Annotated in this window: 13 protein-coding genes and 1 pseudogene; 12 read left to right on the forward strand and 2 right to left on the reverse strand. The window is 56.0% G+C overall.

Features of this window, described 5'->3' with window-relative positions; all coding sequences use genetic code 11:
* Positions 1-138: 138 nt before the first annotated feature.
* Positions 139-1,101, reverse strand: coding sequence for an FHA domain-containing protein (locus tag ACTNBB_RS06430; protein ID WP_441056843.1), 963 nt, complete (start codon positions 1,099-1,101; stop codon positions 139-141).
* A 180-nt stretch (positions 1,102-1,281) separates the two neighbouring features.
* Between ACTNBB_RS06430 and ACTNBB_RS06435 the strand changes: the two are divergent.
* Both ACTNBB_RS06435 and ACTNBB_RS06440 read left to right on the forward strand, forming a co-directional pair.
* Positions 1,282-1,347: pseudogene (locus ACTNBB_RS06435) on the forward strand (zinc-ribbon domain-containing protein); the annotation flags it as partial.
* Between the two features lie 63 nt (positions 1,348-1,410).
* Positions 1,411-2,526 (forward strand): hypothetical protein, encoded by a 1,116-nt coding sequence (locus ACTNBB_RS06440; protein WP_441056883.1) that lies wholly within the window; start codon positions 1,411-1,413, stop codon positions 2,524-2,526.
* A gap of 120 nt (positions 2,527-2,646) precedes the next feature.
* On the opposite strand, the gene ACTNBB_RS06445 is transcribed toward ACTNBB_RS06440, so the two are convergent.
* Positions 2,647-3,894 (reverse strand): serine/threonine protein kinase, encoded by a 1,248-nt coding sequence (locus ACTNBB_RS06445; RefSeq protein ID WP_441056845.1) that lies wholly within the window; start codon positions 3,892-3,894, stop codon positions 2,647-2,649.
* A gap of 179 nt (positions 3,895-4,073) precedes the next feature.
* Here ACTNBB_RS06445 and ACTNBB_RS06450 point away from each other — a divergent pair, with 179 nt between their 5' ends.
* The 10 genes from ACTNBB_RS06450 to ACTNBB_RS06495 all read left to right on the forward strand — a co-directional run bounded on the left by ACTNBB_RS06450 (position 4,074) and on the right by ACTNBB_RS06495 (position 17,890).
* Complete coding sequence (locus ACTNBB_RS06450) at positions 4,074-5,573, forward strand: hypothetical protein (protein WP_441056847.1); 1,500 nt, start codon at positions 4,074-4,076, stop codon at positions 5,571-5,573.
* Between the two features lie 33 nt (positions 5,574-5,606).
* Positions 5,607-6,569: an FHA domain-containing protein gene (locus tag ACTNBB_RS06455; RefSeq protein WP_441056849.1), complete on the forward strand. Its 963-nt coding sequence runs from the start codon at positions 5,607-5,609 to the stop codon at positions 6,567-6,569.
* Positions 6,559-7,155, forward strand: coding sequence for a 4Fe-4S single cluster domain-containing protein (locus ACTNBB_RS06460; RefSeq protein ID WP_441056851.1), 597 nt, complete (start codon positions 6,559-6,561; stop codon positions 7,153-7,155). The genes ACTNBB_RS06455 and ACTNBB_RS06460 overlap by 11 nt, the downstream gene beginning before the upstream one ends.
* A gap of 3 nt (positions 7,156-7,158) precedes the next feature.
* Complete coding sequence (locus ACTNBB_RS06465; protein WP_441056853.1) at positions 7,159-9,114, forward strand: AAA family ATPase; 1,956 nt, start codon at positions 7,159-7,161, stop codon at positions 9,112-9,114.
* Complete coding sequence (locus tag ACTNBB_RS06470; protein WP_441056855.1) at positions 9,111-9,872, forward strand: PP2C family protein-serine/threonine phosphatase; 762 nt, start codon at positions 9,111-9,113, stop codon at positions 9,870-9,872. Before ACTNBB_RS06465 ends, ACTNBB_RS06470 begins: the two co-directional genes overlap by 4 nt.
* A 2-nt stretch (positions 9,873-9,874) precedes the next feature.
* A complete protein-coding gene (locus ACTNBB_RS06475) occupies positions 9,875-14,026 on the forward strand; it encodes a protein kinase domain-containing protein (protein ID WP_441056857.1) in 4,152 nt (1,383 codons plus the stop codon).
* 73 nt (positions 14,027-14,099) lie between these two features.
* Complete coding sequence (locus tag ACTNBB_RS06480) at positions 14,100-14,711, forward strand: hypothetical protein (protein WP_441071052.1); 612 nt, start codon at positions 14,100-14,102, stop codon at positions 14,709-14,711.
* Between the two features lie 21 nt (positions 14,712-14,732).
* Complete coding sequence (locus ACTNBB_RS06485; RefSeq protein ID WP_441071054.1) at positions 14,733-15,872, forward strand: hypothetical protein; 1,140 nt, start codon at positions 14,733-14,735, stop codon at positions 15,870-15,872.
* Positions 15,873-15,892: 20 nt separating this feature from the next.
* The gene (locus ACTNBB_RS06490; RefSeq protein ID WP_441056863.1) at positions 15,893-16,798 is read left to right on the forward strand and encodes a hypothetical protein; all 906 of its coding nucleotides are present in this window, start codon (positions 15,893-15,895) and stop codon (positions 16,796-16,798) included.
* A gap of 27 nt (positions 16,799-16,825) precedes the next feature.
* Positions 16,826-17,890: a hypothetical protein gene (locus ACTNBB_RS06495; protein WP_441056865.1), complete on the forward strand. Its 1,065-nt coding sequence runs from the start codon at positions 16,826-16,828 to the stop codon at positions 17,888-17,890.
* Positions 17,891-18,044: the final 154 nt, after the last annotated feature.

The raw sequence follows: 18,044 nt of genomic DNA on the forward strand, positions 1-18,044 counted from the left end.
CACCGAGAACGCGATTATAGATTAAAGCCCATGATAGACGTGTTTGCCGATAAGCTGACTCGTATTGCTATTTATAGTGCAGCGTGCAACGTAAATGATATAAGACGAGTGACACCTGTTTTCCCACGTCTCTACGCGCTAGTCCACAATAACGAGAAACGTTGTATAGAGACCCAAATGAAGCCTGTCGCTGTTGGCGATTTCCACAGGGGGATAGACTTTGCCGGGCTCTCGTTGGTCGCGGGGCGGCTCGATTACGATATCGCCGTCGCCTGCACCCGATTCGAGCACCGTGCCGTTGGTCGATCCAAGGCCCTGGGCGTACCAGTGCTCACCCTCAAGCCAAATGCGAAGATGCTCGCGCGATGCGTCGGCGCCCACATCGGTGATGCTGGGCGAGGTTTTGGGCAAAGAACCGATCACGGTGCCGCGCGGATCGCGTGTGAGTGGATGGATTTGCATGTCGACGCAGTTGTCGGCATGTGTCCTGAGCAGACCGAGGTTGGGGGCGACGGCGCGCGGCTGATCCAGACTGCCCATAAAGCCGCGTCCAACGGTAGTTTCGGTGGTGCCAAAGTGCCCGCCCGTCTTGCTGTCGCAAAAGCGCTCGACGGTGGCCACGCCTTGAACGGGGTCGGCAAGTGCGCCCGTTGCCACAAAGAGCATCAAGAAGAGCGTGCTTTTTTCGCGGGGGCTGTGGTCATCGGAGCTGTTGATACGCCCCAAAGCATTGGCGTAGAGGCGGTCGTCGAGGTCATAATCGGCGAGAATCGACATCATGCCTTGAGCCGCCGGGCCGCTGTAATGCTCGGATATTTTCTGATAGGCACGATCGCCTCCGCCGAGCTTGTTGCCGATGGCGGCGGCAAGGTTGAGCGTGGAGACGGTAAGGTCATTGTAGATACCTGGCGTACACTGATCGGGCTCGCGGTGGACGATGTAGCGAGTGAGGTACGAGCGGTTGGTAGAGCATTTGTCGAGCAGGGTACTGCCTGCATACGAATTGCCGTTAATGAGCATTCGCGCAATCTCGAGATGCTTGAGACCGCCGAACGATCGGATGTCGTTGTAGAGGACCGAGCACGGTGTTTCCGCCGCCATGGCTGCCTCCCCAGATAACTTTAATGACGTACTGCAAACATGATAGGAAATGGCTACGCTCAAAGCGTACCGACTCGAAAAATGTTGCGCAACGCTTTGCATGACTATTGAGACATTATAGGGCATATACACCAAGTTGCAGGATGGCTGCAAACGACACATTTTGAGAGGTTGTGCCCTATGGAATGCCCTTATTGCGGTGCATTGTTGCCCGATGACGCTAGTTTTTGCTCTGAGTGTGGATCGCCTCTTGCCGTGCCCTCGTCGACTGCGCCCGTTTCCGAAGATCCCTATACTACGCCCCAGACCGTGTCACAGAGCCCTGCCTTTTCTTGGCGCGACGGCGAGGCCGCTACGGCGGCGACGGTGGAGTTGCCTAAGGCGGATGCTGTCTCGAAAACAGACGAGCAGCCGGTGGCGGCACCCGGCGCGTTTGAGCCCGCTGTGCCCGAATCCGATTCGGACGCCACGCGTGTAGTCGATCCCTTGTCAGACTTTGGCACTACGATCGAGGACGCGGAAACTGAGCCTGCCTACCATGCCGATCTTGGATCAACGCCGCTCAGCGAGAAAGAGCAGCTCGAGCAGGACCGCGAGAGCCTCAAGACGGCCAAGGCCGAGTACAAGCTAGCACGCAAGCGCCTGGGCAAGTCGTATGCGCCTGTCATCGCCGCCGGCGTTATTGTCGTTGCCGCCTTGTGCGCGGGAGCCGGCTGGGCGGGCTACTCATACGGTTTGGCCCATCCGCAAAATACGGAGCAGATTCAAAAGCTCAAGAAGCAGCTTGAATCTTCCAAGGACGAACTCACAACAACGCAAGACGAGCTCGATCAGACAAAGTCCGACCTTAAGGATGCTAAGGCGGAGCTCAAGACCGCAAGCAAGAACGGCGAGGACGCCAGCTCCAATGCCGAAGGCTCTTCCACGACGGGCAATGCGACTTCGTCGACCACTACGACCTCTGGTAGCACAGCGAAGATCAACATCGATAAGCCCACGAGCTTTGCCAACACCACGTGGCGCGGAGCACTTAAGGAGACGGGCAATTCTTGGGGCCATACTTGCTACGGCGCGAGCAAAAACGACCTTGTGATTGTGTTTAAGAGCATCAGCGATTCCGGCGAAGTGGTTGCAGACATCTCGGCCACGCTGCATGCCCACGATACCTATAACGCCGAAAAAACCGTCGCCCAATCCGATGGTGACGACTATCGCACCTACACGGACGTCACCGGTACGTTTGTTAGAAACAAGGGTTTTGAGTTCTCGCTTCCCGTCGAGGAGGAGGACTGCGACCTTACGGTTACGGGTGTTCCTAAAAAGAAGAACGGCAAGTACTACCTGAATACCAAAGTCGAATCGGGAGACGGCGCCGTTACCATGGGAACGCGCATCACGGATTCCTTTGAGCTTTTGATTTCCTAGTACCTCGTATTGTCAGCGTGCGATGCATGGGGACGGTGGCAGGCACGGCTTTATTGAGAGTTGCGCCCGCCACCGCTATTTGCAAATGGGTCTATTTGCTGGCTTTGGTTTTACTGCCGGCTAAAGCATGCCGGCAGATGCGAGGAAGAGTATAACCACGATTGCTACCAGGGCAGCAATCACCATCGTGAGTGCCATCGAGCGTTGACGTTTGACAGCAAGGCGTGCGCGACGCATGGACTCGGCGCTGCGGACCGTCTCGGTGGATGGGGTTGGCCGAGACGCGGGCTGCGCCTGTGCAACCGTGCGGGTGGGGACGGTGGCGTCCGTCCGCACGGCTGTGCTGCCGCGATCCGCCACGGGCCGGCGTTTTCGCGGAGCACCCATGCGGGCGAAAGGCTCCAGGCGCGCCGCGAGTTCATTTGCCGAGGGGCGTGCGTCTTGCGAGACTGCCAAACAAGCCATAATCGCGTTGACCAAGCCCTGCTCGCGGGGAGTTGTGGGCGAAAGGGGCTGCGGCTGCACGGTGCGCTTGAGACGCGCGTGATCTCCAGAGCGCCTGAGCTCTGCCTCAAAGGGGGCGCGTCCGCAATAAAGCTCGTAGAGGATGCTTCCCAGCGCATAGATATCGACGGCGGGATTGTCGCGCGCGCCGGGGTCGGCCTTAAACCGCTCCAGCATTTCGGGTGCCGCGTATGCCGGCGTGGCACCGCGAAAAGCGTTGACGTCGACGGTAAAGGAAAAGTCCGGTTTAACGAGCTTGGCACTGCCCATATCGATCAGGCAGATGTCGAAATAGCCACTCGAAACCTGCTCGTCGAGCGGGATGCGATCGTGGCGCAGCATGATGTTGCGCATGGAGAGGTCGCGGTGAACAAAGGGCGTGTCGAGCGATTGCGTGGACAAGATGATCTTGAGTACGCTTAGGCCCAGCGCAGCGACGATATCGCCGGGGCAGGTTGCAGCGCCATCACATAGAGCGGACCGTGCATCAAGAAGCGAGACGCCATCAACCCACTCCATGAGCAGCGCCGGGGTTCCGTCTGCCGTGTAACCAAACCCGTAGACATCGGGGAAACCCCTTAGATTGGATACGACGGAGAGCGTGCGGTACTCCTCTTCCAAAGTTTCTCGGTTGAGCTGTTCTTGCTCGGGCTGGGCATCGGGGCGCGGCATCTTAAGCGCGAGCTCAAAAGCGCGATCGCCGCTCTGGACGCGGCGGACATAAGCGTTGCCGCCAAAGCCGCCCTTTTGCGGCGGAACGAGAAGCGTGCAAAAGCGACGCCGTGCCGCGGCCTGCTCACGCTCGGAGAGCAGTGCTGGCGTATGAAACTTGACGAGTCGAACTTCTTCGTAGGATCCGGTCATGGCGCGCTTTCATCCTTTCTTCCATTAGCAGGATATGCGCTAGCCGCTGCCTTCTGTTGCGCAACATCGACAAATCTGCCGCTCGCCAATGTTGCGCAACAGAATCGCGCAAGACGGCGGTAGAAAGATGTAGGAAAGACGCAAGGACCAAGCTGGTCAAAAACGGAGGGATAACAAGTATGAGTGGCGTGATTGGGATGGTTGTGTCTGCTGTCCCTACAACAAGTAAGCTCGTATATGCTGGGACAAGCTTGGGTGCTGCCGGCGCTGTTGGTATGGTCCTTTTGGCTCCCACCACAATTGTTGCGGATGCGTTGGCTGCCCGTGAGACGGCGGAAAAAAATGCAAGTTATGCTGCCAAAGAGGAATTCAATGAGACTCTCGCGGACCTTAGGAAACGGATTGATGAGATAACTTCCGGGCTGGATGAATCAACACGGGCAATGTTGGATGAGTTGATCACCAATTGTTCTCGCTCCTTTTCTGCCGAACATGAAGAAAACACGATGAGTCTTGGTAGGGATACAAGGGTGAGGATGGAGAAGGCGTTGGCTCATTTGTTTTCAACGCTTCACGTCCTGTTTCCACAAATGACTTTTGATGCTCATCTGGAGCAGAGGGTGGAGATGAGCAAAAGTCAGATTGATGCTGCTTTGACCGTTGAAAAGCTGAGAGCACAAGGTCTTGCTAGGGCGATTGATTTTGATGTAACGCCTGATAATCCTATAGATCTGAAGAGGGCATTGCTTCAGATAACCGCGGCGGCGGAGTCTTCTTCGGGCGTTGAAACGTTTGAGGGGGCGGCGCAATCATTTGACGCGTGGTCGGAAGTCGCCATCTCTTTGATGCAGGATGAAGCCTTGGATATGGCGCTGCGTAATCGAATAAGCGCGAAATTCGAATCGATCCGTGCCGCCTATGATGCGCTTGATTCCGATTCAACTGTTGAGGAGCTGCTTGCTATTAATAAGAGCATCAAGGATTTCGATCATGTCATGAAGCGCGCCCAGTATGAGTCTGCCGAGAAGCATGAGCAGTACACGAAGTACCAGATTCGAGTAGAGCTACTCAACGATCGATACCATCGCCCGACTGTTCTTAAGCACATTTATGAAATCGATAATATCTACGAAGAAATCGAAATCGCCGATGCCGAGCTTGATAAGGCCGTAAAAGACGAGTATATCGAGCGTGCAATTAATGATGCTATGGCGGAACGTGGTGTCAATGTGGTCCGTTATGCCGTTATGGATGGCTCGGGCAAACCCTGGCGTCTTATGTTTGACACAAACGAACGCAAAGCGGTCGCTGTCCTTAAGGGTAGCAGCGAACAGCAGGTCATCATGCGTGTCGTAGAGGCTGACCCAGCTGAGTTTTCTGAAGACCCGAATAATCCCACGATTATCAAAGACATGAAGATCCAGGATCAGTCAACCGTCGATAAGGCCGTTCAGGACCAAGTGGAGTTTTGTGACTTCTATAAGCAGTTCAGTGAAGACCTTAAGAAGCGCGGCGTCTTTGCGGACACCTCGGCTGGTTTTGTGCGGCCGCCAAGTCCGGATGCTGCCGTCGAGATTCACCCGCACGATTACGTGCCGCCCACGCCTTCCACAGATGCAGAGCGTCGCCTGCGTAATCGCCGTCAAGCAAGTCAGCTCAAGCAAAGGGAAATGAGGTAAACCATGACATGGGAATGCCCTATCTGTGGTCTTATGAACGATGATGCCCGCGATATGTGCGAGGACTGCGGGACGCCGCGTCCCGCTGGTGCGGTTCCCGCGCCTTCGGCCCCTGCGCCCGCGGTCTCGGCACCCGAGGCGCCAGTCACCTCGGCGTCCGGCTTTGCCGCCGCGGCCGCTGAGCGTCCGGCTCCCGCCGTCTATCCTGCAACATCATCGATGGGCGGTGTTTCGCGGCCTCAGCGTCCCGCGCCCCAGCAGACACATCAGGCTGCTCCTGCTCCCACGCCGCATCCTACCCCCATGCCCGTTCCGCAACCCGCTCCGGTTGCTGCGCCACAGCCGACGCCTGCGCCAATGCCGCAGCCCGCGCCGCAACCCATGGCGAATGCCGCAGCTACTCCTGCGGTTCCTGCGCTTACGCTTGCCGATCCAGTTATGGGCGAGCAGCTTCGTCTCACGGACGCCGCCGTGCTTGGACGCAACGCGTTTTCTTCTATGGCTTCGAACTTTGCCATGTCCCGGCAGCATGCCAGCGTTCGTTTTGAGCGGGGCACATGGATGGTTGCCGATGAGGGGTCCAATAACGGAACGGCTCTTATGCGTGGCGGCCAGATCCTCAACTTGGTTCCCGGCGTGGCCCAGCCGATTCATACCGGCGATACGCTGCTCATTCCGGCTGCGTCTGGCGAATTTGCCCAATTGCGTCTGACGGTTACCGTGGAGGAACCGCCCGTGGCGCAACCCGTGCAGACCCAGGCTTGGTCTGCGCCTCAGCCCGCGTCTGCTGCGGCACCGGTTGTTTTTGCTGCTGGTGAGTCTGCGGGTGTCGAGGGCTGGTTTGTCGAGTGTCCCGAGTGCGGTCGTTTGCATCTCGTTGCTGATGAGCGTGCAAAGGTTGGGGATGGCTGTGAGGAATGCGGTTGCTCGCTTGCCCGTACCTCGGCCGTGTACCGTACACTCGATCCGGGCGAGGATTACGCCGATGTTCGTTAGCCATGTGCTTGCTCCCGTCGTCTCGCTGGGTCCGGGAGAACGTATTGTTGTCTGGACCGCTGGTTGTTCAAAGCGTTGCGCCGGATGTATTTCGCCCCAATGGCGCAACCAGCTGCCCGAGCAGGATGTCGATGTTGATGAGCTTGCGCAAATGTTGCTCGATGCCGCGCACGAGCACGGCGTACATCGGCTGACGGTTTCGGGTGGAGATCCGCTCGAGCAGGCATCAGAGCTCGTGAAGCTGCTGGCAACGATCCGCTGCGCTTACGATGACATTCTCGTTTACACCGGATTTACGCTCGAAGAGCTGCCGCAAGTGATCGGTGCGGATACGTGGGAGACGCTTAAGTCCCTCATCGATGTGCTGATTGACGGTCCGTACATAGACGAGCTTAACGTGCCCGACTGCGCGCTGCGCGGTTCGACTAACCAGCGCGTGATCTACCTGAGCGACCGCCCACACGATGATTACAACCAGTATCTTCAACAGCCGCGTCAGCTTCAAAACTATGTCCAGGACGGCATGATTATCACCGTTGGTATTGCCGACCGCTACCACCATGAATTTTCTGCCAAGGAGGTATAACACATGGCAACTGATTTCGAGCGCCAATCCTGGCAGCGCGAGATGCTCAACTTTAAAGGAGTGAAGAGCCTCTTTATCCTTGAGGGCAACGTGAACGACAAGTATCCCGATGTGGTTGACGGCGGGCTCCAGTTTTCGGAGCTTGCCGAGGTCGTACGCGGCCTTTTTGAAGACGCCAATGGCTCAGTTGAGTACAACGTGGCATATTTTGACCCCATCCAGCTGTTCTCGAGCAGCATGGGTAACGTCGATTGCAAACGCCTGGTGTCGCTGGCCCATGACGAGGCTTCCAAGAGCGATGATCGCATGATGGAGGCGAACGCCTGCATCGCCGATGGCCGCCAAGCATATGCCACCGAGCAGTCGAGCCTGCCATCATACGGCGAGGTTATCCGCTCAATGTTGCGCCTTAAATACAACGACAATCCCGATGGCGGCACCGAGGCCAAGCCGCTTTGCGTGATCGTCAACATGGCGTCGCGTCTGCTTGCCTCCTCGACCGGTCTTATGCCCGACGAGACGCAGTTCTTCCTTAACCTGTACCTTGGTGCCAGCAAGGCTCGTCTCATTAACCGTACGGCCGTCAACACGCTCATTCTGGTAACGGATAACGTGCGCAACCTGCCCGTGTGGTTTATCGAGGAGAACCCCTTCTTGCGCACCATCACGCTGCCGCATCCCGACCGCGACATGCGCGAAGCCTATATTCAGAGCAAGTTTGGCTTTGGTGAGGCGCTGTCCGATTCCGATGACCGTGCGGTGCGCCGCTTTATCGATACCACCGACGGCATGAGCGTTAAGGAGCTCGAGGGCCTGCAGCGCATGTATCAGCGCGATATGCAAAACCCCGATGCTTCAATTGAGGCCATCCTTCCCAAGCTCGTCGACGTGTATAAGTACGGTTTTCGAGAGAACAAATGGCAGCAGATGTTCGAGAAGCTCGAAGAGGATCCCGAGGCAAAGATCAAACGCCGCGTGAAGGGCCAGGACGAGGCCGTTGAGAAGGCCGTCACCGTGCTCAAGCGCTCCGTCATGGGCCTTTCAGGCGCCACCCATTCGTCTGGTTCCAAGCCCAAAGGCGTCCTGTTTTTGAGCGGTCCCACCGGTACCGGTAAGACTGAGATCGTTAAGGCCATTACGGAGCTCCTCTTTGGCGATGAGCGCAGCATGCTGCGTTTTGATATGTCCGAGTACGGTGCCGAGAACTCCGATCAAAAGCTCTTTGGCGCTCCTCCGGGATACGTGGGCTATGCCGAGGGCGGTCAGCTTACCAATGCGGTCAAGGCCAATCCGTTCTCGGTGGTTCTTTTCGACGAGATCGAGAAGGCCGCGCCCAGCATTATGGACAAGTTCCTGCAGATCCTCGAAGATGGACGCCTGACCGATGGCCAGGGCAATACCGTGTACTTCTCTGAGACGGTCATCTTCTTTACGAGCAACATCGGCTTTTCCAAGATTGAGATCGATGCGCAGGGCAACGAAGTTCGTAATACCATCGCGCCCAACACGCCCTATGACGAGATTTGCAAGCGCGTGCGCACCGAGATGGATCGCGAGTTTAAGCCCGAGTTCTTGGGTCGTATCGGCGACAACGTGGTCATCTTCAACTTTATCGACGATGCCGTGGCACTTCAGATCCTCAATTCCAAGATCGATGCCGTTAACCGCAACGTGCATAAGGCACAGCCCGATATTACGGTTGAGGCGACCGATGCCGCCCGCGAGCTGCTGCACTCCATTGCCATGACGGACGCCGTCAAGGCCAAGGGCGGCCGCGGCATTGGCAACCTGGTGGAGAGCGGTTACCTTAACGGACTTTCCGATTTTCTGTTTGAACACCGCGCCGAGTGGCGCGGTCGCCCCGGTATGGTGGCACGCGCCGTGCCGCAGGGCGAGGGCGATGATGCGCATATCGCATTTGAGCTCGTGCCCGGATCGATGGGAGGCGATTGGCGATGACGAAGTTTATCGCTGCAGCAAAAACCCAAGCGGGAACCAATCACCCCGTCAACGAGGACCGTTTGCTTCTTGACGGCAACGTCCTTTGCTATGGCCTGGTAGGCGATTGCGAGCGCGAGATGGGCTGCATGGCAGTCTTTGACGGCGTGAGCGAAGGCGGGCACGGAGCGGCCGCCTCGACGCTCGCTGCTCAGGCGTTTGCACAGGCCGTGCGCGTCTTTGATGCCGATGCCGTCAACGCGTTACAGGAGCGCCTACGCATGGCGGGCGAGCGAGCCGAGAACGATGTTGAGACGTATGCGGCTCGCTATGGACTGTCTGTTGCTGCATCCACGGTTGCCGGCCTCGTGGTTGCTCCTGACGGGCACGGTGCTGTTTTTAATGCCGGCGATTCTCGCGTGTACCGACTGCGTGGCGGTGTGCTTGCCGTGCTTAGCTGTGACCACACGCCTGAGCGGCGCGTGGGCGGCGTTGGCGCTGAATACAGAGACGATGCCGTTTCGCATTGTATTGAGCTCGCGATTGGACTCAATCAGGGCGGTCGCAATCTTGAGGTCAAGACGACCGTGATGCTTCCGGGCGATCGCTATCTGATCTGTTCCGATGGTATCGATGGGCAGATTGCGCAGGAGCGTTTGCAGCAGATGCTTGCGAGCGATTCGACATGTGCGCAGTTGTGCGAAGAGCTATATGCCGAGGCTCGGGTGAACGGCTCGACGGACGATGCGACGCTGATTGTAATTGAGGTAGGGGAGTAGTCATGTCTGATGAGACGGTTACGGTACGCCGAGATGGCGGCAATGACAATGATGAGACCGTAACGGTGCGCCGCGGGAATGCGCCCGTAGGGGGAGAGACGGTTACCGTGAACCGTGGTGGCCAGACTTCTGCACCTGGAGAGACCGCGACGGTGCGTCGAGCCGATGCTTCGGCATCTGGTGAAACGGTCACCGTCCGCCGCGACGACGCGCCATCGACAAACGAAACCGTAACGGTGTATCGCCCGATGACTGAATCGAATGGTGAAACAGTAACGGTTACGAGGCCGTCTGTTGGCGCTTCCGCCGACGGCAAGACCGTTACTGTTTCACGTCCTGGTACTTCTGCGGCAGGCGAAACTGTCACGGTGTCGCGCGCTGCGAGCCCCGACGGGCAGACGGTAACTGTCTCGCGCGGCGCCACGGCCAGTCCCAACGGTGAAACGGTGACCGTTTCTCGTGGGGGCGCACATGCGGCCGCTGCATCTGCCTCGCCTTTTGTTGCAGAGGATGCGACGGTTGTCTCGAATGACGGGCAGCAGTTTATTATTCATTTGGGACAGGTCATTGGCCATGGCGGTCAATCTAGCATTGTTGCCGCCGAGCGGGTGAGCGATGGTTTGGCATGCGTTGCCAAGGTCTTTAAGCCTCTTGTGGGCGCCGAGCGTTCGGCATATCAAAAGGTGGTAAGCGCCGTAATGGGGCTTAATGGCCGCCCCGTGTCTCAAACGCATCTGCTGCCCATCTTTGCCTATCTGCACCAGGGCCTGAGCGCGACCGAAGTGGGGGCTGCGGCTCCTCAGCTGTGGGATGTTTCCATTACGCCGCTGGCCACATGCCTTTTCGATCGTCCCCGTAGCAAGAATATGGTTAAGAGCCGCGTGATTCCCGAGCTCAGCCAGGCAATCGAGTTGCTCCATACCGAGCTCGGCATTGTCCATCGTGACATTAAGCCGCAGAACGTCTACCTGTACGACAAGCAGATCGTGCTTGGAGATTATGGCTCCGCCCGCTCGCTTGCCGGATTTGACAGCCGACTGACGAACACCATGACGCGCTCCGACGGCTACACGCCCGGTCGTGGTGGTATGGTCGACCCTCGAAACGACTGGTATTCGTTTGGCTACACGGTCTGGACGCTCTACGAAAACAATGTCCATCCGCTGCAGGAGTTCATAGACGACAATACGCTTTCCGATCGCCAAGAGACGGGTGAGCCTGCGGACTTTAACCATCCAGATGATGCAACCCTGGGAAACCTCCTCAAGGGCCTGACGTTTGAGCTTTCGGGCGAGCGTTTTGGCTATGAAGAGGTTAAAGACTGGATGGCCGACCCAGATAATTTCTATCGCAAGCTTCCCACCATGGACGCCGGCAGTGCTCGCAAGCCTTACGAGTTTGCGGGCAAGCAGTATAGCGATCCGGTGTTGCTCGCTCGAGCGTTGTCCTCCAATTGGGACGAGGCTAAACTTCGCATGAGCCAACAGCAGCTCGAAAACCTGATGGGCGACTGGGGTGAAAATGACCTGCAGACTAGGATTCACCAGTTAGTCGAAGAGGATATCCAGACAGCGTCCAATCCCGACCTGGCGCTCGCTTGCGTAATCTATGAGATGTCCAACGGCAAGATTATGTCGTGGCGCGGCGAGGATGTCTCGCTGACTAATGCACCCGATGCTTTGCCAGCGCGTATTGCATCGATGGCTGTGGATACAATTGATCGCTATGCTCGGCAGTCAGGCCTTGATGGCACAAATTCATCTGGCGTGTTGCCCTCTGGATTCCTCTCGCTCGTCTTATCTCGAGAAGCAAACGCCGACAGTCAAAGGGTTCGTTTGGCTTCTGATATTCACAGTCTTGAGCTTCTTGCTCGTCAATCGGACGATCCACATTTTGCGGCCTGCCTATTTAAGGGCTTGTTGACGTCCGGTGAAAACAAGCATGCTATGGCCCAAGGTGCGATTAAGTCGGTATTGCGGCAACCCTCTGCATTCTTTGGCGTCTGTTCGTCTTCTCGATCGCTCGATGAGTTTTTGCTCTATTTTGCCGGCGATGTTGATATGTCAGCAATCATCGCTGCTCGCGATGGGGCAAATGCCGAGGGCGGCATAGACACCGACGTTGTCCTTGTCTTTATGGATAAGGTCGCCGACGATAAGGCCGCCGTGCGCTCGTTTTATCGAAAGTATGGAAACTATGCTGCCTGGATTTGGCTTTCTGGCCATACCGACTTATATGAAACGATGCAGGGTTCGACAGGTGAAGCTGCAGTTATCGCACTTCGTGGACTTAATCCGGCAATGGATGCGCCCGTCTCGACACTTGTTAAGTTGGGCAGCAACGCCCGTCTTGAGGGCATTAAGCTTCGAGGCGACATGGAATCTACGCCAGTTCCATATATTCTGGGCTGGGAACTTGATGAACGTTTTGGAACGCGCCCCATCGCGATGGGATCTCTGTTCTGTGCCCAGGTAAAGAATGATGTCGTGCCGCGTGGGTACGTTTCTGACCTCTTGACCTCTTGTGAGGACCATGGCGTGCTCGACATCCTTGAGATTAGGCTTTTGGCGGATGTCGAGAGGCTGCCGTCCGCGGCATATTCACAATATTTGGATGACGCTCGCGGAGTTGCCGATGGAAAGCTGAAGGCGGCTATCGAAACGGACACGCGTGAATACGGTGTCGTCAAGGGCATCGCTGACAGCGATGCTCAGATTGCTGCTGTAAAGAAGGAGCAGCGGAACGTTCTCATTACCACCATTGCCGTTGCGCTTCTCTATCTCCTTATTATTAAGTGTGCCCGCGGCTCATTCGGTCAGCTTATCGTTTCACTTGGAACGTTTGGCCCTCTCGTTGTCGTCTTCTTGGTGCTGGCATTCTTGGGCTGTTTCGGCTTCCTTGCACTCAACGTGCTCCGTTCTTTTTCTGCCGTTGATCGTGTCTCGGGTCTCGAAGATGCTCTGGATTCAAACGCTGCTGCCTTAGAGGGCTATTTGGTCAAGTTGGTCGATTTCGACGGACGCAATGATAAAATTACTGAAATTCTGTCAGTTCAGTCGGGAGATGCCGCATTGACCGATGCGCGTAAGCCGCTGTTCTCGACAGGGCGTCATTCTGTGTCGTTTTATACCGATCCCGAAGTCATGGATCGATTCGGACGTCTTGCTGGCAGATTGGTACTCATCACGGCACTCATCGTTAGCGCGTTTGGCTTTATGGGGTCAATGTATGTCGATGGCGATGTGTACGCGAGGGTAGAAGTCTTAATGGCGGTTTGCTTCGGCTTGATGATCGTATTGATTGTGTTTGGCGAGGATGCACATCCTGGTAGCGCTCAAGCGCTACGTTCGTGGCTTTACATGTGGATACCTCCGATACTCATTGAGTTTTTACTTTCTGGGGTTGTCTCGTTTGCCAACTTCCTGAGCCTTTTCGGTTTCATTTTCCTCTTGCTTGCTTTTGTAATTAGCGTCATTGCGTTCGTGTTTCTCCGTGGTTTGAAAAAATGGGATGATCTCCAATCGCGGAAAAAGCAGTCGCCGATTGCTGTCCAGCCGATTGCTGCTCAGCAGAACGCTGCTAAACAAGACGACATTCCGCAGAATGGCGTTCAGAATTCCAGCACTGGAATGAAGACGGATTACAAGGCGCCTGTTAGTCATGTTTACGCTTCTGGCAGCGCTGCGTCTGTTGGACATACGGGCAGCGCTCCTGCTGTGAAGAAAGAATCAGTGAATGCTAGGAAGTCCGGTTCTGGAGTGAAAGGCAAAAAGGAGCCGAACGCTATTGGATATGGCACCTATGATCAGATGCCTTGCCGTATCGACATCTATGCCAACTACATCAAGATTACCCATACCTCGATGTATTCTGGAAGGCGCGATTTAGATAAATATAAATCCGTAGTTAAATCGGGTAAAACATCTGACTTGGACAAGGCGTTTAATAGGCCTTATGCTGTAAATACGATCAATATTCCAGCAAACGCGCTCACTAATTGGCTTCGCATGCCCGGCATCACCAATAGCCCCGAATTTACGTTCGACCGAAAGGATCGCCAACTGCACACTCGCGTGCAACACACGATTCAGGTTTTTTCGCCGGGTTTCGATGAGGTACTCGAAGATTTTGCAGACTCTCATTTCCATTACTGATGAGGACAGAGGGTAATACTCACGTGCCCGTCGGGGAGGACTCCGATTGGCGAGACGACAGTTTGGATGATCAATGCCAACGTTAAACTTGGGAAATATGTTTGGAAGTTCCAATAACGATAGGAATCGTAGCGGGGGTTCTCAACAACAGGGTTTCAATACTCAGCGAGCCGGTGGGCAACTTCACGATGTTGAGCGGCTGGTTATGGGGGGCCGTGAGGCCATTGCTAATAGCGCCGAGGCGCAGCGCCAACGACGCCGCCTTGCCGAGAGCATGGCTAGGAAAGATGCGGTGTACGGAACCGTCATCGACCAAGGATACGGAACGTACGATGGAAGGCCCTGTTCGATTAGATTGTACGAAAACCGCATTGAGATTGTTGCGAAACGCGAAGGCTCGACGCTGGATAATCATCCGGTGGTCAAGTCGCTTATCCCCGGCCTTGGCAAAAGCAAGGCTGTTGCGGGAAGGATTCTTGCTCCGGGTAATTCAAACCCGCCAATCGTCATCCCCGCCAATGCCATGACGGGTTTTCAGCAAGTGGCATGGGGGATGTTCCCGACGTTTGTATTCATGCGAAGGGATCCTGTGACGAGGAAGCGAGAGTCCCACACGATTAAAGCTATGACTAGAGAGCTTGGCTATTCGTTAGAGCGTTTTGGCGCTATGCATTACCACTTCTGATGATTTGTGAGGATATAGACAATGGGCATGGGGGAACGAGATTCTGAGGGCCTGTCGGCGCAGGAGCGACTCGAACAGCTTCGCGCTCAGAGGATGGCACCGAAAGACCCCGGGGTACATATCGAATCGGACGCAGCAAATGGACGTCTGGACATCAACTGGAATAGTGCCGGTGCACCAAAGCACCATGTGAGCATTAATTTATCGCGCATTGTAGATGCTATTCCGACCGTCATTCGTTTTCTTCCGGTGCGTATTTTTACGGTGTGGGGTCTTTGCTCGGTCTGGTATCGTCTGTTCCTAAATACAGGTGGAGACGATATTTTGCATACGGGTCTCCCTGCTCCTGGATATAGCGCTTTTAACCCATTCGCTCAAGCAGCCGTTATTTTCGGTGGCCTAATTGTCGTTTCGATTGAGTTATTAATTGGACCGCTGAGTCTGATTATCAAACAGCTGATCATTGGTCTTTTCTATTTGCTACGCGGTTCAGCTGCTACAAGGCGCGCATTATCGGATGCGCATGCTCAATTTAACTTTGGTCAGTTTATCGCTGACACGCGCGAAGGCTATCACAATGGCTATTCACTATTGGGGTCGGCGCTGCGCCCAACGGGTGGGGCGCGCAACGGCTCATCTTCTCTTGATTACGGCGAGGGTGCCTTGACGGGCGTAGATCCATATTCATATCAATATGATGATGGAATTGGTGATCGTCCGTCCGTCTTGGAACTGACTGATGAAGAGGCCGATCGCTTGTGGGACCTGTACTACCCGGCCTACGGCGCCGAGGGCCCCATGTCCAACCTGCACGAGGCGCTCGCCGCGGGCGACCCGCAGGACTACACGACCCTGATGAGCCTCGCTCTCAACGTGGCGGAGTGGTGCGAGCAAAACGGCACGCCCGACACACACGGCTGGTTCGACGACCCCGCCTACCCGGGCGACTACGTCGACGCCGGCACGTTCTACCTCATGGCGTACTCGTTCTGGGAGCGGGCGGCCGAGGCGCGGCGCGTGGGGCCAATCGAGCCGCTCGCGGACGACATGAGCCGCTTCATCCTGCGCCACCTGAGCGACTGGTCGCGCGAGAACGCCCACGCCTACCGCTGGCGCGGCGACTGGCGCGACGCTGACTACTTCGACAAGGACCGCCTGTAGGCGGCGGAGGGGAAACACGGATGGCAATTAATCAGAACGGGTCTGGTCGCGGGGGCACTGGGTCTAACGGATCGGATATCAACGATATCGTGAATCGCTTGGGCGGTCTGCGCGTAGTGGTTGTCCTTGCCGTGGTGGTAATCATTGCCATTGTGGCGGTCACGTCCATCACAAGCGGCATCTCCGACACCAATCGGCAGACCGAGCAGCGTGCCGAGGCCAAACAACAGCAAGAAGACGAGGCGGTGCGCGCTCAGCGTAAAAAGGAAAAAGAAGAGCGACACCAGGAAGAAGCGAAAAAGACCACAGTGCTCACGCTCGATGAAATTACGGACGAGGCGCTGCGCTCGGACTTAGCGCTCGATGCAGATGAGGACGGGAATATTTCGCAAGAGACTGCGGATGAAGCTAGATCAATCGACGTCGAGTCATTTGATTCGCTTCCACTGCTGGCCAACTTTCACAACATCACGACGTTTGGCATCGGCGACTACGACAGCGAAAGCTACGACATAAGCTCCATTAGCAATATCACTCATCTGTCCATTGGCGACTGCTCGGTGCCTCAGGTTGATCTCACACGTTTTCCTCAGCTACAGCGCGTTACCATAAACAGGCTCGAGAGCCCCGTCGATACCTTGAATGCCAAAAACATGTCCTCGTTGACGAACGTCCAGATCGAAGGCCTTGATGGCAGTATCGGGACACTTGACCTGTCGGGTGATGTGAACCTCGAGGTTCTGAAGATCAGTAGCAGAGTCGAAACGCTCAATCTGTGCGGGGCAGGCAGGGAAGATGCCTTCCATTTCACTTTTACACCCAATTGTGTTGGCAAGATCTTGTACGACAGCGACACGAGCAGCAGCCTGGTCGAGTATTTGCAAAAAATGAGCAGTGACTACGGCTACACCATGGAGCAGCAGTAGTGATGCGCTCAAGTGAGGAGATACGATATGGCGAATTTTAAGCCCGACATGTCTTGGCGGGATGACGAACGGGTTCAGCGTGTGACCGAGCAGCCTTCGGGCGGGGCTCATGAGCAGGCTGCCGAGACACCGGATGTGCGGGTGAATATGCGTCCGAACGGGCGGGCAACCGAACAGTCTGCTGGGCAGGCGCAGCAGACGCCGGGGCGTTCGACAAGTCGGATCCCTCGCCCTGTCGGCCAGCCGAATGGACAGGCAGCTGAGCGTGCTAATGAAGCCGTCTCTCGCTTGGGCGGCGTTCGCGCCCTGGTAGTGCTTGCGGCGGTTGTGGCCATAGGCGCGGTTGCCGCTTTCGCCGTGATTGGCGGCGTCGGTGATGTGCAGGGCGGCGGGGGAGCCTCGTCGAGCGCCTCTAAAGAGTTGAGCTCAACTGACGCCTCTGGCTCCGAGACCAAGAAAGAAAAAGGTCTCGTCGATGTTGATGCGATCTCGGATGATACGCTGCACGGGTTGCTTGCCGACTACGATAACGATGACGATGGCCAGCTGACCGCCAAGGAGACCCAGAGCATCACGGAGCTGGTCGTGAGTGATGAGGTGACGGATTTCACGCCCATTAGCAAACTGGACAAGCTCGATACGCTCGGCATCAATACCCTGAGCGCCAAGAGTGCAGACTTTAGCGAGCTCGAGGCACTCGAGGTGCTCAAGTTTGGCGACATGACGACCCAGGACCTCGACCTGAGCGTCTGCCCCAAGCTTAATTCCTTTAAGATCGAGGGCCTTAAGGGTGCTGTCAATTCCATCAACGCCTCGGGTCTTAAGAACCTGATGTTCTTTACCGTTGACCAAGGGCTTCAGGGCGACGTCGAGAAGATTGATCTTTCGAACGATGACATTCTTGGCGCACTCGAGATTACCTGCAATGTCGGCGAACTTAACCTTTCGGGTTGCAGCCACTCGTTCCCCAAGCTCAACATTGCTGCTGACCACATCGACAAGATCGTGGTCGACAGCAACACCAATGCCGACCTGGTAGCCACCCTGCGCGATCTTTGCGCCCAGAAGGGCTGGACGCTGGAGGAGCGGTAGGGTCTCTTGAAGCGGCAGAGTAACTTTTGCTGCAAGGCCATAAACGAACAAAAAGAAGCGGGGGGCGGGGTTTTTCGCGCCCCCCGTCATTTTTTTTGTTTTTAAAGTGTTGTTTTATTTTAACCCCAAAAATATCTTAACACACTTTTTTCCG

It is taken from the genome of Collinsella sp. HCP28S3_B9 (assembly GCF_052066095.1).
Classification (GTDB): domain Bacteria; phylum Actinomycetota; class Coriobacteriia; order Coriobacteriales; family Coriobacteriaceae; genus Collinsella.

What these genes read in the sequence shown, in the direction of transcription:
- ACTNBB_RS06430 (WP_441056843.1), bottom strand. Translation starts at nt 1,101, where the DNA reads ATGGCGGCGGAAACACCGTGCTCGGTCCTCTACAACGACATCCGATCG.
- ACTNBB_RS06445 (WP_441056845.1), bottom strand. Translation starts at nt 3,894, where the DNA reads ATGACCGGATCCTACGAAGAAGTTCGACTCGTCAAGTTTCATACGCCA.
- ACTNBB_RS06450 (WP_441056847.1), top strand. Translation starts at nt 4,074, where the DNA reads ATGAGTGGCGTGATTGGGATGGTTGTGTCTGCTGTCCCTACAACAAGT.
- ACTNBB_RS06455 (WP_441056849.1), top strand. Translation starts at nt 5,607, where the DNA reads ATGAACGATGATGCCCGCGATATGTGCGAGGACTGCGGGACGCCGCGT.
- ACTNBB_RS06460 (WP_441056851.1), top strand. Translation starts at nt 6,559, where the DNA reads ATGTTCGTTAGCCATGTGCTTGCTCCCGTCGTCTCGCTGGGTCCGGGA.
- ACTNBB_RS06465 (WP_441056853.1), top strand. Translation starts at nt 7,159, where the DNA reads ATGGCAACTGATTTCGAGCGCCAATCCTGGCAGCGCGAGATGCTCAAC.
- ACTNBB_RS06470 (WP_441056855.1), top strand. Translation starts at nt 9,111, where the DNA reads ATGACGAAGTTTATCGCTGCAGCAAAAACCCAAGCGGGAACCAATCAC.
- ACTNBB_RS06475 (WP_441056857.1), top strand. Translation starts at nt 9,875, where the DNA reads ATGTCTGATGAGACGGTTACGGTACGCCGAGATGGCGGCAATGACAAT.
- ACTNBB_RS06480 (WP_441071052.1), top strand. Translation starts at nt 14,100, where the DNA reads ATGCCAACGTTAAACTTGGGAAATATGTTTGGAAGTTCCAATAACGAT.
- ACTNBB_RS06485 (WP_441071054.1), top strand. Translation starts at nt 14,733, where the DNA reads ATGGGCATGGGGGAACGAGATTCTGAGGGCCTGTCGGCGCAGGAGCGA.
- ACTNBB_RS06490 (WP_441056863.1), top strand. Translation starts at nt 15,893, where the DNA reads ATGGCAATTAATCAGAACGGGTCTGGTCGCGGGGGCACTGGGTCTAAC.
- ACTNBB_RS06495 (WP_441056865.1), top strand. Translation starts at nt 16,826, where the DNA reads ATGGCGAATTTTAAGCCCGACATGTCTTGGCGGGATGACGAACGGGTT.